Origin of the sequence: Flavobacterium hydatis, assembly GCF_000737695.1 — a bacterium.
Lineage (GTDB): Bacteria > Bacteroidota > Bacteroidia > Flavobacteriales > Flavobacteriaceae > Flavobacterium > Flavobacterium hydatis.
The window spans coordinates 68,814-95,725 of record NZ_JPRM01000004.1 but is presented as its reverse complement, the minus strand read 5'-3'; the positions used below and the strand labels follow the sequence as shown (position 1 = coordinate 95,725).

At 33.5% G+C, this 26,912-nt stretch carries 14 protein-coding genes; 7 read left to right on the top strand and 7 right to left on the bottom strand.

Annotation, left to right across the window (positions count from 1 at the left end):
* Positions 1-209: 209 nt before the first annotated feature.
* The 4 genes from IW20_RS03830 to IW20_RS03815 form a co-directional block, all read right to left on the bottom strand.
* Positions 210-2,333, bottom strand: a complete 2,124-nt coding sequence (locus tag IW20_RS03830) for an OmpA family protein (protein WP_051885534.1) — start codon at positions 2,331-2,333, stop codon at positions 210-212.
* Positions 2,334-2,343: 10 nt separating this feature from the next.
* Positions 2,344-3,279: a PorP/SprF family type IX secretion system membrane protein gene (locus tag IW20_RS03825; protein WP_035619041.1), complete on the bottom strand. Its 936-nt coding sequence runs from the start codon at positions 3,277-3,279 to the stop codon at positions 2,344-2,346.
* A 23-nt stretch (positions 3,280-3,302) separates the two neighbouring features.
* Complete coding sequence (locus IW20_RS03820) at positions 3,303-5,942, bottom strand: gliding motility-associated C-terminal domain-containing protein (protein WP_035619039.1); 2,640 nt, start codon at positions 5,940-5,942, stop codon at positions 3,303-3,305.
* Between the two features lie 151 nt (positions 5,943-6,093).
* A complete protein-coding gene (locus tag IW20_RS03815; RefSeq protein ID WP_035619036.1) occupies positions 6,094-7,416 on the bottom strand; it encodes a retropepsin-like aspartic protease in 1,323 nt (440 codons plus the stop codon).
* Between the two features lie 121 nt (positions 7,417-7,537).
* Between IW20_RS03815 and IW20_RS03810 the strand changes: the two genes are divergently transcribed.
* The 7 genes from IW20_RS03810 (at position 7,538) to lgt (ending at position 19,969) form a co-directional block, all read left to right on the top strand.
* A complete protein-coding gene (locus IW20_RS03810) occupies positions 7,538-8,734 on the top strand; it encodes a pyridoxal phosphate-dependent aminotransferase (protein WP_035619034.1) in 1,197 nt (398 codons plus the stop codon).
* Between the two features lie 311 nt (positions 8,735-9,045).
* Positions 9,046-15,576, top strand: a complete 6,531-nt coding sequence (locus IW20_RS03805; RefSeq protein WP_035619032.1) for an FN3 associated domain-containing protein — start codon at positions 9,046-9,048, stop codon at positions 15,574-15,576.
* A 405-nt stretch (positions 15,577-15,981) separates the two neighbouring features.
* The gene (gene folE, locus IW20_RS03800; RefSeq protein WP_035619030.1) at positions 15,982-16,653 is read left to right on the top strand and encodes a GTP cyclohydrolase I FolE; all 672 of its coding nucleotides are present in this window, start codon (positions 15,982-15,984) and stop codon (positions 16,651-16,653) included.
* A gap of 68 nt (positions 16,654-16,721) precedes the next feature.
* Entirely contained in the window at positions 16,722-17,087 is a 366-nt protein-coding gene (locus IW20_RS03795; RefSeq protein ID WP_035619028.1) for a four helix bundle protein, read from the top strand.
* A gap of 69 nt (positions 17,088-17,156) precedes the next feature.
* Positions 17,157-18,638 carry a cysteine--tRNA ligase gene (gene cysS, locus IW20_RS03790; protein WP_035619025.1) on the top strand — a complete coding sequence of 494 codons (1,482 nt, stop codon included), beginning with the start codon at positions 17,157-17,159 and terminating at the stop codon, positions 18,636-18,638.
* An 89-nt stretch (positions 18,639-18,727) separates the two neighbouring features.
* Positions 18,728-18,976 carry a membrane protein insertion efficiency factor YidD gene (gene yidD, locus IW20_RS25720; RefSeq protein ID WP_081912429.1) on the top strand — a complete coding sequence of 83 codons (249 nt, stop codon included), beginning with the start codon at positions 18,728-18,730 and terminating at the stop codon, positions 18,974-18,976.
* 63 nt (positions 18,977-19,039) lie between these two features.
* Positions 19,040-19,969 carry a prolipoprotein diacylglyceryl transferase gene (lgt, locus tag IW20_RS03785; protein WP_035619022.1) on the top strand — a complete coding sequence of 310 codons (930 nt, stop codon included), beginning with the start codon at positions 19,040-19,042 and terminating at the stop codon, positions 19,967-19,969.
* Positions 19,970-20,463: 494 nt separating this feature from the next.
* Here lgt and secDF read toward each other — a convergent pair whose 3' ends face one another.
* The 3 genes from secDF to gyrB form a co-directional block, all read right to left on the bottom strand.
* Entirely contained in the window at positions 20,464-23,433 is a 2,970-nt protein-coding gene (gene secDF / locus IW20_RS03780) for a protein translocase subunit SecDF (protein ID WP_035619019.1), read from the bottom strand.
* Positions 23,434-23,657: 224 nt separating this feature from the next.
* Positions 23,658-24,593, bottom strand: coding sequence for a malate dehydrogenase (mdh, locus tag IW20_RS03775; protein WP_035619016.1), 936 nt, complete (start codon positions 24,591-24,593; stop codon positions 23,658-23,660).
* Positions 24,594-24,715: 122 nt separating this feature from the next.
* Positions 24,716-26,656 carry a DNA topoisomerase (ATP-hydrolyzing) subunit B gene (gene gyrB / locus IW20_RS03770; protein ID WP_035619013.1) on the bottom strand — a complete coding sequence of 647 codons (1,941 nt, stop codon included), beginning with the start codon at positions 26,654-26,656 and terminating at the stop codon, positions 24,716-24,718.
* Between the last annotated feature and the right edge of the window lie 256 nt (positions 26,657-26,912).

Here is a 26,912-nt window from a genome sequence, read left to right as displayed (position 1 = left end):
ATACAAATCGCTTCCTAAAATTTAGGAAGCGATTTTTTTTGGTTAGCCACGAATTTTTCTGCCACTGATTTTAAACTTTGCGAGCTTTGCGTAAACCTTTTTGCCCTTTGCTGTTAAATTCTTAGCCACAGATTAAAAGATTAAACGGATTTAAAACCTTTGCGTGCTTTGCGTAAATCTTTGCTTACTTTGCGGTTAATTTCCCCACCTTATAAATTCTTAATCACAAATTCGCTTCGACGGTTTAGCTCGTGTTGTTCTTCGTTGCAAGCATCATCGGTTTTACATTTTATAATCGGCACCGATTCTCCATAACCTTTGGCTACAATTCGCTTTGTATCAATTCCAGAATCTACCAGATATTCTTTGGTCGACTGTGCTCTTTTTTGAGATAAATTGGCATTATACTTATCATTACCTCTGGAATCGGTATGAGAACCAATCTCGATAACCATATCTGGATATTTCTTCATTAATTCTAAAACTCTGTTTAGGATAACTTTAGATTCTCTTCTTATATACCACAAATCGTAATCAAAATAAATAGGATCAGTCTTGATAATTAATCGATCTTTATCTCTTATAACATCTTTTTCCTGCGCAATAATCTTCTCTGTTTTTTCCTTTTGATCTGTAATAGCTTTCGCTGCTTTTTCTTTTTTCTTGATTTCGACCTGGGCAAGTTCATCTGCTTTAACCTTCGCCTCTTTTGCTTTTAAAGCCACTAACTCCAATGCTTCTTTTTGTTTTTTCTGTTCTTCAAGTTGTTTTTCTTCTTGTTTTAAAACCTCAAGAGATTTGAGCGCCATCGAAGCATCATTACTTTTTCCTCTTGTTTTATCAAGAACTAAGATTCTGGAATTACTTGTATAATTTTCTTTGGATGCCGAGATGGTATAAGATAATTCACAAGCAACTTTAAAATTAAACTTTCCATCAGCAGCCGTTACAATTGTACGCAATTGTTTACTTTCTTCTTGCTGAAGAATTACAACAGCATTTTCTAGTGGCAACTTAGTGTCAATATCAGTAATTACTCCTGCAATAAGTTGTTTGCAATCTTCTATTAGTAAAGGTTTAATTTCATTTAATTGGTAGATATCGTCACTCCCTTTTCCTCCTGTTCTATTCGAGGCAAAATATCCTTCTTTGGTATCTGAATCTATATTAAACGAAAAATCATCTAAATTCGAGTTTAATGGTAAACCAACATTAAGCGGTTTTGCAAATGTTCCATCTTTAATTTCGGAAACAAAAACATCGAGTGATCCGTAACCCAAATGCCCATCTGAAGAGAAATAAAGCTTATTATCTTTTGATACAAACGGAAACTGTTCTCTTTTATCTGTATTTATTAATGCACCTAAATTTTGAGGATTCCCATATACTTTTTCATATATCGCTACCGAAAATATATCAAATAAACCCAATGTTCCCGGCATATCCGAAGCAAAATATAATGTTTTTTCGTCAGGACTTAATGCTGGATGTTCTACAGAATAATTCTCGCTATTAAACGGAAGTGATACCACATTTTTCCATTTCCCTTTTATAAGTTCAGCTCTAAAAATCTGAAGATTGGAGATTTTATCATCGTTCTTTCCTCTTCTTCCGTTTTTATAATTATTCCTTGTAAAATAAATCGTTTTACCATCTTTTGTAAAAACGGCATTCGATTCGTGCATTCCTGTTTTTAATTCTTTTGCAAAATAATACGCAATAGAATCTCCTGCTTTTATCTTGTTTATAGATGCCGAAACTAGATTAAGATACGTTTCATTATCCCATTTGTACATTTTATCAAATAGTCCTGGTTTCTTTTTTACAGCTGCAAAAACCAAACTATCTTTGTATTTTATCGCTCCAAACTCAGAATTCTTGGTATTTATAGCTAGATTTTTAATAGTATATCTATCTCCTATTGCCGAAATATTCTCTAGCTCTTTGGTAGCATTTTCAAAGTCTAAATAATCCTGACTATTTTTAGAATAATATTGCTTTAAAACTTCATTTGCTTCCTCATAACTATTGGTCGCTTTAAGTGTATGGGCATATTTAAAATAGTAGTTTCTATCTAAATCCTTATCATAACTTTTTATCAGGAATCTATAATATTGCTGTGCTTTCTTTAAATCATTGGTATAATAATACGAATCGGCTAAGTTTTTTATGGCTTCCGCCGAAGGCTTTTCGGAAACTATTTTTTCGTACAACGGAATGGCTTCGCTGTAATACGTTTTATCAAAGAAACGCTTTGCTCTGGCAATATCTTGCTCTTGAGCGTTTATAAACTGTATTAAAAATACGAATATAATAACTAGTAATTTTTTCATATTTTTCATTTTAAAAGAATCTTGGTGATTTATCATATCCTTTGCCTAATAAATCCAAGTCAAAAAAAAGCATGATTTCATGCGTTCCAGAATTAAACTGTCCAAAATTAGATGTTGTATAATCATACGCATATCCCACTCTAATTGCTTTGGTAACATTTACATTTATAAGAACACTTACCGCATCATTGATTCTATAGGCAGCTCCTAATTCAAATTTTTCATTATATAAAACATTTGCCGTAATATCGACAGAAACGGGTGCTCCAACCACAAATTTTGACATAAAAGCTGGTTTCAGTTTAAACATATCACTAAGATTAAAAACATATCCTGCGGTTAAAAACGTATGAATATCTTCGGAACCATAGGCATTTATCCCCGATTTCTCTTCGATATGTTTGGACTTCAATAAATTTGGTGCCGATAATCCGACATAAAACTTATCTGTAAAATAATATGCTCCTAAACCTATATTGGGCTTGGTAACATTTACATTTTCGGCGAAAGCCAAATCGGTAGTTACATCGCCACTCTGAAGCTTGAATCCATTAAAATTAGTTTGCAAAGAAGTTAATCCTGCTTTTAGCCCTAACGAAAGTTTATTGTTTCCTCCTAATTCTAGTATATAAGCAAAATCGGCGTAGAAATTATTCTCTTTTTTTGCTCCATCACCAATATCATCAGATATTAATGAAGCTCCTACTTCTATTTTATTACTTAAAGAAGTATGTGCAAAAAAGTTAAATGTTTTAGGTGCACCAATTGCTCCTACCCATTGTGTTCTATATAGTGTTCCTAAATTTAACATTGCAGGAGTTCCTGTTGCATAAGCAGGATTTACAACACTCATATTATACATATAATGTGTGTACTCGGGATCTTGCTGCGCTGATGCATGAAGGATATAGAAAAGAAAACTTATAATTAGTATTATTTTTTTCATCTGAAAATTATATTAAATAGGAATTATCGATTTAAATAAAGACGACCTTGCAAAGGCGATCTGTTATCTTTATTGAAATGGACAACATAAAAATAAACGCCATTTGGTGCAACTCCATCAATTATTTTGGAATCGGAATTCTTACCATCCCATTCAGGTTTATTTTTATTGCCTTTAAACATTAAGTTTCCATATCTGTTATAAATTTCGAGTGTATAATCGGGATATAAAAAATCTATATCGGGAATTGTATAAGTATCGTTTGTACCGTCTCCGTTTGGAGAAAATCCGTCGGGAATAAAGAAATCGGCGTATTCTGTACTAGTACAATTTGTAAGCGAAACTTTTGCTATCAAAACATCATTTGAGAAACAATTTATAGTCGTCGAAAAATCAAATCCATAATAGGTTGCATTATCCTGAAGCAAAGTTGCATTGGTTAACTGATTTCCGTTATCCTGAGCATCATACCAAACTACCGAAGCCGAGGCATTGGTATTATTAGATAAATCGGCGATTGTAGGGTTATTTATTCCGCAAAAATCTTGTCCTTTCGGGATTAATACCGGTGCAGGTATATCTTTTATAGTAATAACACTTAAACTTTCTGATGATACGCATCCACCAGAAAGTGCCGTTTCTTTAACATAATAATTTCCAGATACCAATATTGTTGATGCAGACAAAGCTGTAGTAGCTGTGGCTGAATCATACCATTTATATCGTGTTCCGTTTGGTACTAAATTAGCAACTGTAGCTCCATCTGATTTACAAAATTCCTGAGGTGTAGTTGTTGGTGCGACAGGAATAGGATTTATTAAAAAATTATCTAGTAAACCTGTAGGTACAACCGCGCAAGTAGTTTCATTATTGGTCACTTTTGTAATTGTAAGCGTAGATGAACCTGTATTAGTGAGTAAATTTTGCGGAATCACAAAGCTCGTTTTCGCATTTGCAACAACTAAAGTTACTGCTTGTGTTGTTGCCAAATTACTTCCGGAAATCGTGTACGAAATTGCAATATCTTTTAAAGTTCCTAATCCTGAAAGCGAAACTGTAACGGGTTCATTTAAACAATAATCATCTACTTGAACCTTAAAATTAGTTGCATTAGGTAAAGGCTTAACTACAATACTACCAACAACATTAGCCGTATTAGTACATTTAGTAACAGTATTAGTAATCTTTGTAATTACCACAGTGGTATTCCCTTCTTTACTAATTAAAGTTGATGGAATTATAAAATTAGATACAACTCCATTAACAACAGTTATCGATGCTCCTTGTGCATTTGCAACATTGGCTCCACTAAGTTTATATACAATATCATACGTTCCGTTTGAGAGATTTGTAGCGCCACTAGTCTGTACGACAGCATTTTCTTTCTGGCAAATTGGGTCAATTTTTAATTTTGCAGAATTTATATTTGGAATTGGGAAAACATTTAAGATATCCGATAAATTATTGACTATGTTTTTACAAGCTCCTCTATTCCAATCGGCAACGATACTCGTAATTTCTACTTTAAAAGCTCCAACTTCTTGAAAATTGATAGCTGGTAAAGGAAAGGTCGCCACACCATTATTAAAGATTATTGTTTCAATAGCAACTGATGTCCCTTTTGAGCCTGTTACTTGATAAGTAAGATGATATTGTCCGTTGGGTATAGCTTCTGAACCTTTTGTAAGTGTTGCTAAATAAGTCGCATTAGCAATTTCTGTTTCGCATATATCTGAATCTACAACAAGGGTAGCTCCTGTAAAATCGAGGCTTTTTTCGAGTGTAATCACTGCTGACACCGATTTATTAGAACATGGTCTATGTCCATTAAGAGTTGGTGCCAAAACAGTATAAGTATATGTATAATCTCCCGCTCCCTGCGTATCAAATATTTTCTGAAAATTGACTTTATAAGCTGGCGCTACTATCCCTGGACCACTCCATTCGCCTCCGGGATCCTGACCAACAAGTAAATTATGTAAATCAAAATTGGTATAAGCCGCTAAATCAGTACTTCCGCACAGCAATAAATCTTTTGCATTACCTGGCTCAGGTGCTCTTACAACCGTTATCCATACGGTGACTGATGGTATTAGTAACACACAACCCGGTACAGGCGGTACTGTATATGTAAATTTAAAAGTTCCTTGCACTCCTTTTATCGGAAATGATGAGCGCACAATTTTCCCTGCACTGTCTGTCCAGGTTCCGTTTTTATGTGGTCCCATCACTGTACCATTAAATGCCTCAAAAAGATTATAAGTATCCCTATCACTACACGGTGTAGCATAAGGAGCGGGCACTCCTGCATAAGCACCAATAGTAATTCTTAATTTAGCTGTATTATTTACACATCCTGAAGCAGCTGGAACAGTGTAGGTAAACTCATAAACTCCACCACTACTAATATTTTGTGCTGATAAAATACCTGTTATAGTATCTAATGCTTGTGAGTTGCTATCATCTGTCCATTTTCCTCCAGCAGTTGGAGTTCCATCTAATAACCCAAATAAATTAATGGATTGATGTATCGGATTTTCAATATCACATATTTTTACTTCCGTATCTAATCCAGCACATTGTGCAATACTGTTAGTAGGTAATAAAAATAAAGCAATAAGAATTAAAAGTAATTTTAATGTAACAAAGTAGTTTTTGACCATATATTATTATTAGATTTTGATAAAAATAACTAAACAATTCTTCAACACCAAAAACACCCTTATTTTAGATTATTAAACTCTAAAAACCAGCATTTTAACACGTTTCCAATAAATACATTAACTACTAAATTATTATAGCAATAGTATTGTTTTACAACTCATCTGTTAATCTAAAATGAAATTTTAAGATTTGACTTTCTCTTTCAACTTCTATGTTTATCCAAATATCATCTTCAGATTTTAGCAATGCATTTATTTGTTGCAAAGAATATTTATAGGCTTTATTTCCGTTGATGCTAATAATAACGTCACCACTTTTTAGTCCTGAACGTTCGGCTGCTGATTTTTTTCGGATATTAGCTATTTCAAAAACGGGTTTTAATTGAAATTTATACCTAAAATCATTACTCATTTTTTCTCCTTTAGAATCAAATGTATTTCCCATCATAGGAACAGTTTCCAGATGCACAGTTTCTTGTACCCATTGCAAACCATTGTGCTGAATTATGATTCCGCTTTTATTATAAGTAAATGGATGTGAAAATTCTTTGTTCTTCTTGAGGTATATTTTTTTATCTGCATAGTCAAAAACCAATGTAAATCTTTTTAAAATCTCTCCTCCTACAGAACCAATCCTATCAGGAACCATTTTTACATTACGAATAGAACTTGAATCTGGAAAAGCAATTATAGGATTCTTAAAAGTAAAATCTCCGATAGAGAACGAAGAAACTCTAGCTCGTCTTCCTTCAATATCTCCACTAAATCCTTTCCCTAAATAATCTTCGAAATTTTTCTCGGGCACTTTTATTCTTGAATTTTGAAAAACCCAGAAAGCATCACTATTCCCAATATCTATCAAAAGTTTGGCAGGAGTCTCAACACTATCTAAAACTGCTGTTGAATAAATATAAGGTTTAGCTTTCTCTATACTAATAGGAATAGACTCGAATTTTTTCTGAAATTTGATTCGATTTTGCTCATTCGATTTTAAAACAATGATTTTTTTCTTCTGATAATTAATCTCAACTAAATTGTTTCTAAAAAACTGATATCCTATAATACCATTTACAGGAATACCAATATGAGAAGACAAATTAAAATCCTGATCCAATATTATATACAATAAATGATTGGTTGACTTTAATCCATTTATATCTAATGTGTTATTTGTCGATTTTAAACCTTCAATTGCTTCTTCGGCTCCTAGACCTCTAAGTCTTATTTTTTCGACATTAAAAAAATTTACTCCTTTTTTATCTTCTAAACTAAAAAGGACAGTGTCATCGACTCCCGAATCTAATAAAAAATTTAATTCAACTCCATTTACCTTTATGGGGACAAATATTAGATTATTTATTAATTTAAAAGGAATACTAATTTTGTTAGTATGCTCATCAATAACAAATCCATTTTGCGCAAATGCAGTAAAACTAATCATTTGCAAAAAAAACAAAGTAATTTTTCTTTTCATTAAGAGTATTTCTTATAAAAATACTAAAATTTTAGTTAATTAATACAAATAAGCAAGTACATATATTGTTTACGTTAAATTCGAAAAAAAAATGCAAATTTGCACTTCAATAATAAAACACATGCCAACAATTTCACACAAAGGCAGAAACATGCCCGAATCACCGATACGTAAACTTGCTCCTTTTGCAGATCTTGCAAAACAAAAAGGACATAAAGTGTATCATCTAAACATTGGTCAACCGGATATCAAGACACCCGAAGTGGCCATCGAGGCGGTAAAAAATATTGATTTAACTATTATTGAATACAGTCCATCTGCGGGATATGAAAGTTATAGAAAAAAATTAGCAAAATTTTACCAACGCCAAAATGTAAACGTTAACTCAGAAGACATCATTGTTACTACAGGTGGTTCTGAAGCCTTATTGTTTGCGCTGGCCACGATAACAGATCCTGGAGACGAAATTATTATCCCAGAACCTTTTTATGCTAATTACCATGCTTTTGCATCATCAACAAGTGCAACTGTAGTTCCTGTAATTTCTACAATCGAAAGTGGCTTTGCTTTACCTAGCATTGAAGCTGTCGAGAAGCTAATTACACCAAAAACTAAAGCAATTTTAATATGTAATCCTGGTAATCCAACAGGTTATTTATATTCTGAAGCCGAGATTAAACAATTGGCTACTTTAATTAAAAAGCATGATTTGTATTTAATCGCTGACGAAGTTTATCGTGAGTTTTTATATGACGGAGATGACGTACATTACTCTGTAATGAATCTTGAAGATGTACAGCAAAATGTAATCATGGTCGATTCAGTTTCAAAACGTTACAGTATGTGTGGCGCAAGAATTGGCTGTTTAGTTACCAAAAACAAAGATGTTCTGGCAACGGTAATGAAATTTGCTCAGGCACGTTTAAGCCCACCAACAATAGAACAAATTGCTTGTGAAGCTGCCATTGATACACCTCAAAGTTATTTTGATGAAGTTATCTCAGAATATAAAAGTCGTCGCGATACTTTAATAACCGAATTAAATAAAATTGACGGTGTAATTGTGACTAAGCCAAAAGGAGCATTTTACTGTATTGCACAATTACCAATAGAAAATGCCGATGATTTTGCACAATGGCTTTTAGAAAGTTATGATTTAAATGGAGAAACTGTTATGGTTGCTCCAGCTGCAGGATTCTATTCGACTCCAGGAATGGGACTAAATCAGGTAAGAATTGCTTACGTCTTAAATAAAAAAGATTTAATTATTGCTGTAAATATTTTAAAAGAAGCACTTTTGGTTTACAACAAGAAGTAATCAAAAAATAATCTTTAAATCCTTTAGCCAGGAATTCACAAATTAGCCAATGTTAATTTGTGAATTCCTGGCTTTTTTTTATCCGAATATTTGACTCCTAATTTTAAACAAATCAAGTTTACAACACTAGCTACATAGTATAATTAATCGTTCTGTATATTTATTTTTTGCTTTACACAAAAACACCTTAACCTTCTGCTTTTAAATGATATAAAAAAAACTTATTGAGGAAATCGACATGCAAGCATGTTAATACATTTGCATGTTTTTTTTAAACCTTGCTTATAATCACATAATAAATACTACATATTATGAAAACAAAACTACTATTCTTCCTTATTTCACTCTCCCTTATTGGCAGTTTGAATGCACAGCAAAAAACACAACTTCCTATTAAAGGAAGCTACAATGATGTCGCAATAACCACATCCAACAATGCTGTAAACTATACAAGTTCGGGCTTATACTTAGAAGGTGGAACTACTGCCGCACCTACTGAAACATACATTCGTTTCCAAGAAATTTCATTACCAGCAGATGCTGTTATAAAGAGCGCTAACATTATATTTTACGGAAGAACTGCCAGTACAATAGGTACAACCGTTTCTATATTTGGCGAAAGAGGTAATTCAGATGCATATCCCGCCTCTACCGCAGTAACCACTGCTACTTCAATAAAAGGACGTCAATACACATTCGATTCTGTAACATGGGGCACCCCAGCTTGTGTAGTAAATAAAGAATATACAACACCCGACGTAACAAACTTGTTATTAGATATGTTTCCTGCGGGTGTAGGAAATGCTAATGTAGCTTTTAAACTAACTGGAAACCAACAAGGTTCATTTATTATGTGGTCTTATGACGGAAACGTAGCGATGGCTCCCAAGTTACAAATAACTTATACATCGGCTTTCGGCACTTTTACAACCACCGTAATAGCTAATACAGATGATGGTCGAGAAAACACCAATGGATCAATGTACCTGACTGATGGCTATATCAACTTAGGTGGAAGATCTGATTCAAGCAATAGTGTAGTAAGATTTCCTGTTGTCGAAATACCAGAAAAAGCAGAAATATCAGAGGCTTACATAGAATTTTATTCCTACGGAACAAGTCCTGCTAGTACTGTCAACATCTCTACCGAGTTGGCTGATGCCGCTACATACGCTACTACATCAGGTAATATTACCAAAAGAAACTATTCGGCAAATACCATCAATTGGTTTACCGAATCTTGGTTAGTTAATAACAAACTATATAAAACACCCGATCTTAAAAACATTATTGATGCAACCCGTTTATCAGGATGGAAATCAGGTCAGGCAATCGGGTTTAAATTTGTTGGAACTTTACAAAATAATGGAGCTACTGCGTGTACCAATGAAATGGGTGCATCATATAAACCACGTCTTGTAATTAAATATAAAACAGAAGGAAATGGACCTAATATCGAAACAACTCCACTAAATGGAGTTACGGCAAGCATAATATCTATCGGAAATGAAGATGGAAGAGAATATACTAATGGTAATATGGCTTTGGGAGACGGTGCTCTCTTTTTAAGCGGACGTACTGATGGCAGCGACAGCGGTTTTATTTTCCGTAATACCCAAATTCCGGCAAATGCAGAAATCAAAGATGCTTATATCGAATTCTATGCTTACTCCACAAGCCCTGCTACAACCGTAAATATATATGCTGAAACAACCCAAGCATCATCTTACACATCTAACCCCAAAAGCATTACATCCCGCCAATACACCAATAATAACATTCAGTGGGCAACTGAAGCTTGGACTAAAGATCTTGAAAAAAATCGAACTCCGAATTTGAGAAATATTATCGACGAAATTCGTTTAAACGGATGGAAATCGGGAGAAAATATCGCGTTCAAATTCAATGGACTAGCTTTAAACGATGGAGCAAGGGCTTATGCTTATGAAGGATCAACACTTTACAGACCTCGTTTAGTGATAGAATATGCTAACAATAATAAAGGACCAAGCATAATCGTTGACCCAAATGAAGTACAAACTTATGTCTCTATTATAAATACTGGAAATGACGACGGAAGAGAATACACAAATGGTAATATGGCTTTGGGTGACGGCGCTATGTTTTTGAGCGGACGTACTGATGGAAGTGACAGCGGTTTTATTTTTCGCAATACACAAATTCCGGCAAATGCTGAAATCAAAGATGCTTATATTGAATTTTCCGCTTACGCCACAAGCCCTGCGACAGCCATAAATATATATGCTGAGAAGAATCAAAAATTACCTTACACTTATACTCCTAAAAGTATTACAGCTCGCGAATACACCAATAATAAAATCCATTGGGCAACAGAAGCCTGGGCTAAGGATCTTGAAAAAAACCGAACTCCAAATTTGAGAAATATTATTGACGAAATTCGTCTAAACGGATGGAAATCGGGTGATAATATTGCATTCAAATTTAATGGATTAGGATTAAACGACGGAGCAAGAGCTTACGCATATGAAGGATCAAATCTTTACAGACCGCGTTTGGTTGTAAAATATGTTGTTAACGGTGCAGGACCAAGTATAGTCGTTGACCCAACCGAAATACAAACCAATGTTTCTATTATAAACACTGGAAATGACGACGGAAGAGAATACACAAACGGCAATATGGCCTTAGGAGATGGCGCTATGTTTTTGAGTGGACGCACTGATGGAAGTGACAGCGGATTTATTTTTCACAATACTGAAATTCCGGCAAATGCTGAAATCAAAGATGCTTATGTTGAATTTTGTGCTTATGCCACAAGTCCAGCATCAGCTATAGATATATACGCTGAGAAAAACCAAAAATTGCCTTACACGTATAGTTCTAAAAGTATTACCGCTCGCGAATACTCTACTAATAAAATTCACTGGATAACTGAAACCTGGACTAAAGATCTTGAAAAAAACCGAACTCCTAATTTAAGAAATATTATCGATGAAATTCGTTTAAACGGATGGAAATCGGGTGATAATATTGCGCTTAAATTCAATGGAATAAGCTTAAACGATGGCGCAAGAGCTTATGCCTATGAAGGGTCTAATCTTTACAGGCCTCGTTTGGTTGTAAAATATGTTGTTAACGGTGCTGGGCCAAGTATAGTGGTTGACCCGAACGAAATACAAACCGAAGCCTCTATTATATCTACTGGAAATGACGACGGAAGAGAATACACAAACGGTAATATGGCTTTGGGAGATGGCGCCATGTTCTTGAGCGGACGTACTGATGGTAGTAATACTGGATTTATTTTCCGTAATACTCAAATTCCAGCAACTTCAGAAATTAAGGATGCTTATATCGAATTTTATGCATACGCCACAAGTCCTGCAACAACTGCAGATATTTATGCTGAATTGAACCAAAAATTGCTTTACACATATGATCCTAAAAGCATTACATTACGCCAATACACTAACAATAAAATAAATTGGACAACTGATGCTTGGATAACCGATCTTGCAAAAAATCGAACTCCAAATCTGAAAAATATTATTGATGAAATTCGCTTAAATGGATGGAAATCGGGTGAAAATATCGCATTCAAATTTAATGGACTAAGCTTAAATGATGGAGCAAGAGCTTATGCATACGAGGCGTCTACACTTTACAGACCACGTCTCGTTATAAAATATGCTAATAATGGTGCAGGGCCAAGCATAACAACTGATTCAAGCCAAACACAAACCTATACTAACATTGTAACGGCTGGATACGATGACGGAAGAGAAAACCTTGATGGCAATATGTATTTAGGTGACGCTTATTTATCATTGGCAGGACAATCAGATTCTTATAAAACAGGGATTCGTTTCCAAACCGTTGATTTCCCTGCTAACGCCGAAATAACAGAAGCCTATATCGAATTTTATGCCTATGGTTCAAGCAATGCGACTAACTTATCTATAAAATCAGAGATTGGTGATGCACAAACGTATTCGCCAATAAAAAATAATATTTCAAGCCGTGCTTATTCTGAAAATAGTGAATTATGGAATACAGATACGCGCGCTGATTATGCACAAAACCGTACCGTTGATATTAAAAAACTGATTGATGAAAACCGTCTGAGAGGATGGGAACCAGGACAAAGCTTAGCCTTTTTGTTTGAAGGCAAAGGCGTGTCATCAAATTTTGCCCGCGTGCGCTCTTATGAAGCAGGCAATATGTACCGACCTCGTTTAGTAATTAAATACAAAGACAATCAAAAAGGACCAAATGCAGCAGCAGTAATTAGTACACTAACAAATGTTATAACAGATTCTTCTTTAATGAAGGGACTTGTTATTAACGAAGTATCAGCACAGGGTACAGTAGATCAAAAGGAAGATTGGATAGAAATATACAACAGTCTGGACAAAATGATTCTTATCGACAGTAATGTTTCTGTATCGAATAAAGACACTAAAAAAGATCTAAACATTCTTAAAAACATCCTTGTTCCTGCTAAAGGATTTGCAGTATTGATAGCAGATAAAAAACCAGAAAAAGGAAGTTTCCATCTTAACTTTGATTTAAAAAACACAGGAGGTATAGTTTATTTATCGACTATAACAGGTAAAAGAACAGCTGCTTTAGATGAATTGACTTACATCGAAACTCCATACAATACGAGTTATGGACGAACCACTGATGCAGCAACCACTTTAGCTTCTTTTATCAATCCTACATACAATTTATCTAATACAGTTGGACAACAAAAAGTAGCTTTATCTTTCAGTAAAGAAAGAGGTATATACCCAACAGGGTTTGATTTAACAATCACGGCTCCGTCTGGAATTACTGTTAATTATACATTAGATGGTAAGTTTCCTTCTAAAACAGTTGGAACAAAATACACTGCTCCTATTTCTATAAAACAATCATGTGTACTTAAAGTATATGCTTATGACACAACAGGTAATTCTAGCGTAATATCACATACTTATGTACTACAAGACAACTATAAGAACGAATTACCTACTAGTTATGCGCAATGGACAAATAAAGCTTATATATTAACAGCCGACGAATATTCAAAAGCAATAGCTGAATTACCTATTGTTTCTATATCGACAGATGCAGAGATATCCCCTCTTTGGGTACAAGGTTCGTTTGAGTATATAGACAAACACATTTATAGTGATCATACCAACTTTTTCTCAAATTCTACTACGAAGCAGTTTGGACAGGCAAGTCTAGCACAATATAACGGCGGAGTTAAATTTAAATTTAACAAAAATGCATCCGTTAAAAAAGCAAATTACCCATTCTTTGATACGTATCCTGGTGAAGTTTATCCTACTACAAATAAGATACAAGTTATCTCTTTGAAAGAAGGTCAAGATGGTCCTCAGAATAATATTTACAATACGGGTTACTTACGTTTCGACGAGAAGATGACAATGAACCTTTGTAAAGAAATAGGCAAATATGCGCTAGATACCCGATATATAAATTTCTTTATAAATGGTAAATACAGAGGTGTTAAAACCATGAGAAACGATTTTAGTTCCAATAATTTAGAAGAAGTATTTGGAGATGATACTGATAATTACACAACTGTAAATTTACAAGATGGTAATTTCCCAATAGGAGTTATAGAAGAAGGCGATGGTAGTACTGCCATTTGGCAAAATATAAAGAAACTCGCAGCAGCCAAAGATTTTCAAGGTTTTAAAAATTGGGTAGATATTGAGGACTTAATCAAATTCCAGATTATGTTTATGTTTACAGATACCGAAAACGAAGCAATTGCCATAGTACACAATTTTGCACCGACTTTTATGAAAGTCAAAATGAACATAAATGATACCGATGGTGCATTTTTTGGAGGATTCACAGCCCCTACTTCATCAACAACAATGCCTCCCATAGGTTTTGCTGGTGGTGGAGGTAATTACAAACAAAAATGGATTTTAAATGATTCTAGATTAGGACCTGGAGGTTTGTTTGGCAACTTTATGGGGTCAAATGTAAATCAAACTACGGGAAATCTTGAATTTAAAACATTCGTAAAAGATTATGTTCAGGCAGCTTTTGGTGATCCAAAAAGCAATGTTGTGGCTCCTCTTTCTGTGAGTAATGTGCAAACTAAGATAAAAAACACCGTAACCGAACTAAACAATGTGTATAAATTGGATGCGGCTTATATGTCTTTCGATAGAGAAGTATACAATTATTGGAAAAATACAGACGTACCTAGAGTATTAGCTCAAGTACCTGAAAGAGTATCCTATTCATTACAAAAATGGCAAGAGTACAATATGGTTCATACCTTATTAGCAGCTCCATTTGATACAACGGTAGCGAATAAGATTACGATAAACAATCCTAATACAGGAACGGAAGTGTATTATACAACTGATGGTTCAGACCCAATGGGTAAAGATGGTGTTGTATCACCATCGGCACTTCAGTACAATACAAGTAAAGGTATCGTACTTCCTTTGGGCACTTATTCATTAGTATCAAGAGCCTTTACTACCAATAACTGGGGGCCTTTGTCTAAAGCAGATGTAAAAGGTAATGTAATGACCAAACGTACAGCAGAAAATATTTCGGAAGAATTATTAAATACTGAAGCTCAACATGTAATTATTTACCCTAACCCTGCTTATAACGAAATTAACATTAACTTACAGAATAGTGATTCTGTAAATTCAACGATGAGTATTTACTCTATCGATGGAAAACTAGTACAAAACAATACCTTAACCAGTCAATCTAACAATGTAAATATTGGAAATTTAAATTCAGGATTTTATATTATAAAGATTGTAAATAGCAATGGTACAGTAAGTACTCATAAGTTGATTAAAAAATAATAAAGATTTTTCTCTTCAGGAGAATGTACAAATAAAGAGAGACCTCTCAGATTAAATTCTGAGAGGTTTTTTATTTGACATTAAAACGGAATAGTACTACATACATATTACATTTATCATAGTCAAAAAAGATTCAATTTATGTAGTTAATGTTTTAAGACAAACCATTTTAACCAATGAACCAGAAAATAAAAGACATCTAAAAGAAACAATTAGTTAATAATATGTGAATGATAATACCTTTTGATTGCTGTTGTCATTTCTGTTTTAGGCAACTAAGCACATCTAACATAGTTCATATCCTAAAAGGAAAGATTAAATAGTAGAAACGATAGAAAATGTTTCCTTTTTATTAATTATCTTTACGCACTCAAAAAGATATACCCAATATAATAGTAGTTTTTAATGATAAATAACGAAGAATTTTTAGACGAAATAGGTGACAATCATATCGGTTCAAGTGCGCAAAACCCAATCAGAGAAGATGCTTTTGCAATTACTGACGATGAAAAAATAGAAAAGATAAAGAAAGATGTTGAAAATATTCTACTTACACTTGGAATGGATTTAACAGATGATAGTTTAAAAGGTACTCCAAACAGAGTGGCTAAAATGTTTGTTAAAGAAATTTTTGGCGGACTTAATCCTGTAAGAAAACCAAAAGCATCTACTTTTGATAATAATTATAAATATGGCGAAATGTTGGTTGAAAAAAACATTACGCTTTATTCTACCTGCGAACACCATTTATTACCAATTATAGGAAGAGCTCATGTTGCTTATATTTCTAACGGAAGAGTAATTGGTCTATCAAAAATGAACCGAATTGTTGAATATTACTCAAAAAGACCTCAGGTTCAAGAGCGTTTAACTATGCAAATCGTTCAGGAATTACAAAAAGCTCTTGGTACTGAAGATGTAGCTTGTGTTATTGATGCAAAACACCTTTGTGTAAACTCTAGAGGAATTAAAGATATCGAAAGTAGCACAGTAACTTCTGAATTTGGTGGTAAATTTAAAGATCCTCAAACAAGAAGAGAGTTTTTGGATTACATTAAGTTAGAAACACAGTTCTAGTTTAATCGGTTAATCGTTAATTTGGTTAATCGAAAACGTATTAACGATTAACTGTAATTAAATAAAAAATGTACATATTTTCCTTTGAGAAATTAGATGTTTGGCAAAACTCAAGAATGTTCGTTTTGGATATCTATAAATTAACCAGTAAGTTTCCTTCAACTGAATTATTCGGAATAATTTCTCAAATAAAAAGAAGTTCTTCTTCAATTGCTACAAATATTGCTGAAGGAACTTCCAGAAATACCAGCAAGGACAAAGCACATTTTTTGACTATTTCGTATTCATCTGCAATGGAAACATTAAATCACATTATAATTTCCAAAGATTTAAATTATATATCTGAAGATGAATACATAAGTTGTCGTGAGAAAATTGAAAAAATTTGCAATCAGATTAACAGCTTAAAAAAATATTATCTTACACAAATATAGAAGTTCAACAAAGTAAACAGTTAAACGATTAAACAAATCAACAGTTAAACAATCAAACAGAAAAAAAATATGCCTTTATATACAAGTCAACATCTAAAAATATACAATTCACTTTCGGGTGAAAAAGAAAATTTCAATCCTATTCATGAGGGAAATGTTGGAATGTATGTTTGCGGACCTACAGTTTACAGTAATGTACATTTAGGAAATGTTAGAACTTTTATGTCTTTTGACGTAATCTTTAGGTATTTTTCGCATTTGGACTATAAAGTACGTTACGTACGAAACATTACTGATGTTGGTCATATTGTAGATGATGTTGATGAAGGTGAAGATAAAATCGCAAAAAAAGCACGTTTGGAGCAATTAGAACCTATGGAAATCGTACAACGTTATACTGTAGATTTTCATGATATCCTTAAAGCTTTTAATTTTTTACCTCCTAGTATTGAACCAACTGCAACGGGTCATATTATTGAGCAAATAGAGATTGTTAAAAAAATAATCGATACAGGAATTGGCTACGAAGCCAATGGATCTGTATATTTTGATGTTGTAAAATATAACGAAACTAATAATTACGGTATACTAAGCGGACGAAACATCGAAGATATGTTAGCCAATACTCGTGATCTTGACGGACAGTCTGACAAAAGAAACCCACAAGATTTTGCTCTTTGGAAAAAGGCAGAACCACAACATATAATGAGATGGCCGTCACCTTGGAGTGATGGTTTCCCTGGCTGGCATCTTGAATGTACAGCAATGAGTACTAAATATCTGGGTAATCATTTTGATATTCATGGAGGTGGAATGGATTTAAAATTCCCACACCATGAATGCGAAATTGCACAAAACGAAGCTTGTACAGGTCAGAGTCCAGTAAATTACTGGATGCATGCCAATATGCTTACCTTAAATGGAAAGAAAATGGCAAAATCAACAGGGAATAATATTTTACCTGGTGAGATTTTGAGTGGAGATAATACTATTCTTAGCAAACCTTTTTCTGCTTCGGTAGCTCGTTTCTTTATGTTACAAGCACACTATAGAAGCATTTTAGATTTTTCGGATGATGCCATTGTTGCTGCCGAAAAAGGATACAAGCGATTAATGGAAGCGATGGACTCGTTGGATACAATTACTCCAAGTTCTACCTCTTCAATTAACATAGCAAGTTGGAAACAATTATGCTACGATGCTATGAATGATGATTTTAATACTCCTATTTTAATCGCACAATTATTTGAAGCTGTACGTTATGTTAATTTATTAAAAGACAATAAAGAAACTATAACTTCTGAAGACTTAAACAACTTATCGACTGCTTTACGAGCTTTTGTGTTTGATGTTTTAGGATTAAAAGATGAGAAAATTTCAGACTCTAATAATGATAAATTAGAAGGTGTTGTAACTATGCTAATCGGAATGAGAAATCAAGCCAGAGCTGACAAAAACTTTGCTCTTTCAGATCAAATCAGAGATCAATTGATTGAATTAGGTATTCAGTTGAAAGACGGTAAAGATGGAACTTTATTTAGTGTTCAGTAAAGAGTTTTTAGTACTCACTTACCAACATTAAAAAAATAATCTCGTGTTAATATTTTAAAATAAATACTGAATACAGATTTACTGAGCATATGATATCAAAAATATTAATATATCCATTTGTTTTACTTGTTCGGTTTTATCAAAGTGCCATTTCACCATTTACTCCTGCAGCTTGTCGCTTTGAGCCAACCTGTTCGAGTTATATGATTGAGGCATTGCAAACCCATGGCTTATTTTATGGTGGCTATTTAGGCATCAAACGAATATTAAGTTGTCATCCGTGGGGAAGAAGTGGTTACGACCCTGTTCCTGAAAAGAAATGCAAACACAAACATTAACTTTTTATAAAGCATAACTTTACTTTAAATATTTATTTTTACAAAATAAAAATATATTACTACATGATACACGCTTTAAACATTGTCTGGAATCCTTCAGAGGGAATTGATTTAGGTTTTTTTATGATTCGTTATTACAGCCTAATGTTCGTAATTGCTTTTGGTTTAGGATGGTACATAATGAAACAAATTTTCGAACGTGAAAATGAACCAATCGACAAATTAGACTCTTTATTTATCTGGACTGTTTTAGCTACTTTAATTGGAGCACGTTTAGGTCACGTTTTATTTTATGATTGGGAATATTATAGAAATCATATTTCTGAAATCTTTTTACCATTCCGTTTTAGTCCAAATTTTGAGTTCACAGGATATCAAGGATTAGCAAGTCATGGTGCCGCTATCGCAATTATAATTGCAATGTACTATTACAGCAAAAAGATATTAAAACGTCCTTTATTATGGATATTAGACCGAGTTGTAATTCCTGTTGCTAGTGGAGCAATATTTGTACGTTTAGGTAACTTCTTTAATTCAGAAATCACAGGAAACATAACAGATTCTCCTTTTGGGATTCGTTTTTTACATGAATATTTCAGTAAAAATGATGCAGTAAACAAAACTCAAATTGCCAACCCTAAAGACGCATACACTGCTATTGCCACAGATCCAAAATTTGCTGACTTATTAGCACAAGTTCCTGTAAGACATCCAGCACAACTATATGAAGGTTTTTGCTACATCTTTGTATTTGCAATCCTTTACTATTTATACTGGAAAACAAATGCAAGCCAAAAACCTGGATTTTTATTCGGTTTGTTTTTAGTACTTTTATTTGTTGTTCGTTTTATAGTCGAATTTGTAAAAGAAAGCCAAGGCGGTTTTGAAAACGAATTAGGCGTATTCTCGACAGGACAATGGCTAAGTATTCCGTTTATAATAGTTGGAGCTTACTTTATGGTTAGAGCCAATAAAAAGGCCGCTAAGAACTAAATAAAACATACATAACAAAAGACCCGATACCTTCATAAAAAGTATCGGGTCTTTTTTTGTTTTAATAAAACTGAGTTAATATTCTTAAAAAAATTAGCTTATTTTTTTCGGTTCATAATCTTATCATCAATAACTCCCCAAACAATCTGCTTTCAAACTTCCACAAGACCAACACAAACCTCACACATATACCAATCAATTCCAGAGCCACTTACAAAGACACTTCTTCATTAAAAAGGCTAAGTTATAATTCCACGATGATAAGTTTGCATATTGTAAAATCTTCAATCCTTAACTTCTTTTGCTCTTTCAAACATAGATCACACTGTATAACAAGCCTAAGCTGCAATACATCTTACCATTTCATTTCTTCACTCGTTTGTTACTTTGAACCTTTGTTTATTTGAACTTTATCTTTTCAACCTATTCTAAAACCACAAAAAAAGGATCCAATTTTCATTGAATCCTTTTTAAATATATAGTTATAAAAACTTTTATGCGTTTTTATGTCTTTCTTCAATAGAAAGCTTATCAGCAGCAGAAATAGAATCTACTAATACTGGAGTTGCAATAAATAATGAAGAATATGTTCCTACAATAATACCAACCAACATAGCGAAGATAAATCCTCTGATTGATTCTCCACCAAAGATGAACATGATTAATAACACCACAATCATCGTTAATGAAGTATTGATTGTTCTAGACATTGTTGTATTAATAGAGTCATTTACAATTTGCTCAAAAGAACCTTTTGTTTTCCCTGCTAAGAATTCACGAACCCTGTCAAATACAATTACAGTATCATTCATTGAGTATCCTATTACAGTAAGAATCGCAGCAATAAAGTGTTGATCTACTTCCATACCAAATGGCATGAATTTGTAACATAACGAATAAATACCCAATACGAAAATAACATCATGCGCAATAGCTGCAATCGCACCTAAACTAAATTGCCATTTTCTAAAACTAATCATTAAATATAAGAACACAATTGCCATTGCTCCAAGTACAGCCCAATATGCATTTGTTTTGATATCCTCTGCAACAGTAGGACCAACTTTAGAAGCTTGTAAAATACCTAATCTTTTACCTTCGTAAGCATTAACAAACTTATCGTAAGTTAATCCATCAGAATAGTGTTTTTTCAAGTTTTCAAATAACAATTTATTTACTTCCTCGTCAGCTTTAATACCGTGCTCTTCTACTTTATATTTAGTAGTAATTTTTAATTGGTTATCGCTACCGAAAACTTTTGCTTCAGCACTACCAAAAACTACAGCTAATTCATCTTTAACAACTTCTGCTTCAACTGGTTTTTCAAAACGAATTTGGAATGTTCTTCCTCCTACGAAATCCACACCTTGATCAAGTCCGTTAATACATAATGAAGTAATACTTACTACAACTACGATACTTGAGAATAAATATGTCCATTTTTTAGCTCCTAAGAAATCAAAATGGAAGTTATTAAACATATTTTTAGAGAACTTAGTTACGAATGTTAAATCATTCTTTCTACTAATGTTTCTATCAATAAATATTCTAGCGATAAAAATAGAAGTAAATAAAGAGGTAACAATACCAATTAACAATGTAGTAGCAAATCCTTTAATTGGTCCTGAACCAAATATAAATAATACCGCTCCTGTTAAAATGTGTGTAACGTTTGCATCTGTAATAGATGACATCGCACCTCTCCAGCTATAAGAAGTTTTAATTGCCTCATCAAGTGTTTTACCAGCTCGCAATTCTTCTTTTGCTCTTTCATATATAATAATGTTCGCATCTACCGCTGTACCCATTGTTAATACGATACCAGCAATACCAGGTAAAGTAAGAACTGCACCTAAACTTGCCAAAATACCAAATAAGAAAAGTAAGTTAACCGCTAACGCTAGGTTTGCATACCAACCAGCTTTACCATAATAAACCATCATCCAAAGTGATACTAAAAGTAAACCTACGATAGCTGATGTTGTACCATTATCGATAGCTTCTTGTCCTAGGGATGGCCCTACAACTTCTGACTGAACAATATCTGCAGCAGCAGGTAATTTACCAGCTCTTAATACGTTTGCTAAATCTTTAGTTTCTGTAACATCAAATACACCTGAAATCTCAGATCTTCCTCCTGAAATTGGTCCACTAGAAACCCCTGGAGCTGAATATACGATATCATCAAGAACAATAGCAATATTACTTTTTTGAGTATAAGCTCTACCTGTTAATTCTTCCCAAGCTCTTGCACCTTGACTGTTCATTTGCATAGAAACAGCTGGTTTACCCATTTGGTCAAAAGTATCTTTAGCATCAGTAACAACCCCACCGCCCATTGCAGCAACGTTATCTCTGTTTCCTTTTAAAGCATATAATTCAACAGCTTCAATTTCTTTACCTTTTGCATCTTTAACATCTGTTGGTTTTCCCCAAACAAATTTTGCATAATGTTGATCAGCAGCCAATAATACTCTGATCTCTGGTCTTTTTAAATAACCATTTACAACAGCTGTATCTTTTGGTGAGAAAAGACCTAAAACTGGTCCACCACCTTGACCTATCATTTTGTCAAATAAAGGATTGTTTCCTTTTTTAGTAGCAAGTGAATCTTTACCACCTGTAAGTAAATCATTTAATGAATCTTTTACTACAGCTTTAGTTTCAACTTTATTAACTTCGGTTTTCTTTAAGGCATCATTAGCAGCCATTAAGAAATTACCCATTTCTTCAATTTTGTAAGTCTCCCAAAACTCTAATTGAGCAGTACTTTGCAATAATTTCTTGATTCTATCAACATCTTTCGCACCTGGAAGCTCAACAAGAATTCTTCCTGTTTCTCCAATTTTTTGAATATTAGGTTGAGTTACACCAAATTTATCGATACGTTTTCTTAGTACTCCAAAAGCACTTTCTACAGACTCATCAACTTTTCTTTTGATAACTTTTTTCACTTGAGCATCACTCATTTGAAAATCAATTCCACCTTCACCTTGTAAACTTCTGTTAGCAAAAATTTCCGGAGAAGCTAATTTTACTGTTCCATTTGAATTTGCTTCAAAAGCTTCAAAAAACGCATCTAAATACGTTTGATTTCCTTTTAGATTTGCAGTTGCATCAGCTAATGACTTATTAAAAACTGGATTTTTAGAATTATTAGCCAATCCTTTTAAAACATCTTTAACAGAAATTTGAAGAATAACGTTGATTCCTCCTTCTAAGTCAAGACCTTTATTGATTTGCTTCTCTTTTACTTCATTAAAAGTAAAACTAGTAAATCCTAAATTGAAAACTTTTTCTTTACCAATAGAATCCAAATATTTTAATTCTTTATCAGGATTATCTCCTGCAAAAGATTTCGCATCACTTTTTACTTTATCAGCGACAAAAGTGAAGGAAAGTTGGTAAATACTTACCAATGCAAATAGAATTGCGAAAAATTTAATAAGTCCTTTATTCTGCATTATTACTAAAAATTAATTATGTTTTATAGTTTGTTTTGTTTTAAATTCCACAAAATCAAGCCGTTAAGCTGTTTTTTATATCTAAATAACGGAATCACGAATTACATTATTTTTTTTAAACCGAGCAAATATATAATTAACGAAAAGATTAACCAATTTATTTATTAATTAATCTCAAAAAAAAGACTGCAAAAGTGCAGTCTTTTCCTATTTACTCGTAAATTTTATACTAAAATCGATTTTAAGGCGTCATTCATCCCTCTTACGGCATCAGCGCTCTTAGCAAATAATGCTTTTTCTTGGTCATTTAATTTGATGTCTAAAATTTCTTCAACACCATTCTTACCAATAATACATGGCACACCAATACAAATATCATTTTGTCCGTACTCGCCTTCAACAAAAACAGAACATGCAATCATTTTCTTTTGGTCATTTAAAATACTATCAACCAAATAAGCAACTGAAGCTCCAGGCGCATACCAAGCTGAAGTACCTAAAAGTCCTGTAAGTGTAGCTCCTCCTACCATAGTATCAGCAGCTACTTTTTGTAAAACTTCTTCTGAAAGGAATTCTGTTACCGGAATACCATTATATGAAGCTAAACGTGTTAACGGAATCATAGTTGTATCTCCATGACCTCCTATTACCATAGCCGAAATATCATTAGCTGGTTTATCAAGAGCCAAAGACAAATAAGTTCTAAAACGAGAACTATCAAGTGCTCCTCCCATACCTATAATTCTATTTTTTGGTAATCCTGTTGATTTCAATGCTAAATAAGTCATTGTATCCATAGGATTTGAAACTACAACAATAATAGTGTTTGGCGAATGTTTCAATACATTTTCCGCAACTGTTTTCACAATTCCTGCATTGATTCCAATTAATTCTTCGCGTGTCATTCCCGGTTTTCTAGGAATCCCTGATGTAATCACAACTACATCACTACCAGCGGTTTTAGAATAATCATTTGTTACCCCAGATACTTTGGTATTAAAACCTGTATTTGTAGCACACTGCATAATATCCAAAGCTTTACCTTCAGCAAAACCCTCTTTGATATCCAACAATACTACTTCGCTTGCAATTCCTCTATAAGAAATAACGTCTGCACAAGTGGCTCCAACGTTTCCTGCTCCTACAATGGTAACTTTCATATTTTAAAATTTATTCGGTTATTAGTTAATTTTTTTTTATCGGGTTAATCGTTTACTTTCATCAATTTTATTAACAGCTAATATAAGCAACAGTCAATTAAAAGTATAACAATTAAACTTTTTTAAGCATCAATTTTTGCATAAACTGCATTTTTCTCGATAAATTCTCTACGCGGCGGAACCTCATCCCCCATTAACATAGAGAAAACTCTATCAGCTTCTGCTAAACTATCAATAGTTACCTGACGTAATGTTCTGAAATTTGGATCCATTGTAGTTTCCCACAATTGCTCCGCATTCATCTCTCCAAGACCTTTATAACGTTGGATTGCTGCGCTTCCGCCCATTCTTTCGTTGGCTTGATCACGTTGAACATCATTCCATGCATATTCTTTTTTATTTCCTTTTTTAACTAAGTATAAAGGTGGCGCAGCGATATATACGTGTCCCTCCTCGATTAATTCTTTCATGAAACGGAAGAAGAATGTTAATATTAAAGTAGAAATGTGACTACCATCGACATCGGCATCACACATAATAATTACTTTATGGTAACGTAATTTTTCTAAATTCAATGCTTTACTATCTTCATTAGTACCTACTGTAACCCCTAAAGCTGTAAATATATTACGAATCTCTTCGTTTTCAAATACTTTATGATGCATTGCTTTTTCAACATTCAAAATCTTACCACGCAATGGCAAAATTGCCTGAAATGCACGATCACGACCTTGTTTTGCAGTTCCACCTGCCGAATCTCCCTCGACAAGATATACCTCGCAACGTGCTGGATCTTGCTCAGAACAATCTGAAAGTTTTCCTGGCAATCCACCTCCACCCATTACGGTTTTACGTTGTACCATTTCACGTGCTTTCTTAGCAGCATGACGTGCCTGAGCAGCAAGAATTACTTTTTGAACAATGATTCTTGCATCATTTGGATTTTCTTCCAAATAGTTCTCAATCATTTCACTCACAGCCTGACTTACTGGCGAAACAACTTCTCTATTTCCTAGTTTAGTTTTTGTTTGCCCCTCAAATTGTGGCTCAGCTACTTTTACCGAAATAATTGCTGTAAGTCCTTCACGGAAGTCATCTCCAGAAATATCAAACTTTAATTTGTCTAACATTCCAGAAGCATCTGCATATTTCTTTAATGATCTGGTTAATCCAGTTCTAAAACCTTGCAGGTGCGTTCCTCCTTCGTGTGTATTTATATTATTTACATAAGAAAAAATATTCTCTGTATAACTCGTATTGTAAATTAAAGCTACTTCTACTGGGATTTCACCTTTTTCGTGATCCATAGAAATAACGTGTGCAATAATTGGCTCACGGTTTCCATCTAGATAACGGATGTATTCTTTTAATCCTTCGTCAGAATGAAATACTTCGCTTCTAAATTCACCTTTCTCATCAACTTCTCTTTTATCAGTAAATGTAATTGTGATTCCTTTGTTTAAGAAAGAAAGCTCACGCATACGAGCTGACAATGTATCATAAGAAAACTCTATTGTTTGGGTAAAAATAGTATCATCTGGATAAAATGTCTGGCGAGTACCTCTTTTTTCAGTTTCACCAATTTGTTTAACAGGATATAATGATTTTCCTCTCTCGTATTCTTGCTCGTAAATCTTACCTTCTCTAAAAACGGTTGATTTCATGTGAACCGATAGTGCATTTACTACCGAAACCCCAACACCGTGTAAACCTCCAGAAACTTTATACGAATCTTTGTCAAATTTACCTCCGGCACCAATTTTAGTCATTACAACCTCTAATGCCGAAACTCCTTCTTTTTTATGTAAATCTACCGGGATACCACGACCATTATCTTCTACAGTTACCGAACCATCTTCGTTTATCGCTACACTTATCGTGTCACAATATCCTCCCATAGCCTCATCGATAGAGTTATCTACAACCTCATAAACCAAATGATGCAGTCCTCGAACACCCACATCTCCAATATACATCGATGGACGCATTCTAACATGCTCCATTCCCTCTAATGCCTGAATACTATCTGCTGAATAATTGTTCTTCTTGATTTCTTCGCTCATATAATTTATTCTAAAAAATGTAATATTTGTCTAACACGCAAATATATAAAAACGCAAATTATATATCCGTTAAAATACCATTTAAAGCATTTAAGTTATTAACATATTATTAAAAAATACAGTTTTTAAAAGCATAAAAAACAAAAGTCCAACTCTTATAAACGACAAAATTCCAAAACGCACATTAAAAAATGTTGTCTTGAAATTTTGTTAATTGACTTAATTAATATTTCTAACTCAAAATGAAACTCGTTTT

Coding starts and splice junctions, on each gene's coding strand:
- folE (WP_035619030.1), top strand. CDS start 15,982: ATGATAAATAACGAAGAATTTTTAGACGAAATAGGTGACAATCATATC.
- IW20_RS03825 (WP_035619041.1), bottom strand. CDS start 3,279: ATGAAAAAAATAATACTAATTATAAGTTTTCTTTTCTATATCCTTCAT.
- IW20_RS03820 (WP_035619039.1), bottom strand. CDS start 5,942: ATGGTCAAAAACTACTTTGTTACATTAAAATTACTTTTAATTCTTATT.
- mdh (WP_035619016.1), bottom strand. CDS start 24,593: ATGAAAGTTACCATTGTAGGAGCAGGAAACGTTGGAGCCACTTGTGCA.
- gyrB (WP_035619013.1), bottom strand. CDS start 26,656: ATGAGCGAAGAAATCAAGAAGAACAATTATTCAGCAGATAGTATTCAG.
- yidD (WP_081912429.1), top strand. CDS start 18,728: ATGATATCAAAAATATTAATATATCCATTTGTTTTACTTGTTCGGTTT.
- lgt (WP_035619022.1), top strand. CDS start 19,040: ATGATACACGCTTTAAACATTGTCTGGAATCCTTCAGAGGGAATTGAT.
- secDF (WP_035619019.1), bottom strand. CDS start 23,433: ATGCAGAATAAAGGACTTATTAAATTTTTCGCAATTCTATTTGCATTG.
- IW20_RS03810 (WP_035619034.1), top strand. CDS start 7,538: ATGCCAACAATTTCACACAAAGGCAGAAACATGCCCGAATCACCGATA.
- IW20_RS03830 (WP_051885534.1), bottom strand. CDS start 2,333: ATGAAAAAATTACTAGTTATTATATTCGTATTTTTAATACAGTTTATA.
- IW20_RS03805 (WP_035619032.1), top strand. CDS start 9,046: ATGAAAACAAAACTACTATTCTTCCTTATTTCACTCTCCCTTATTGGC.
- cysS (WP_035619025.1), top strand. CDS start 17,157: ATGCCTTTATATACAAGTCAACATCTAAAAATATACAATTCACTTTCG.
- IW20_RS03795 (WP_035619028.1), top strand. CDS start 16,722: ATGTACATATTTTCCTTTGAGAAATTAGATGTTTGGCAAAACTCAAGA.
- IW20_RS03815 (WP_035619036.1), bottom strand. CDS start 7,416: ATGAAAAGAAAAATTACTTTGTTTTTTTTGCAAATGATTAGTTTTACT.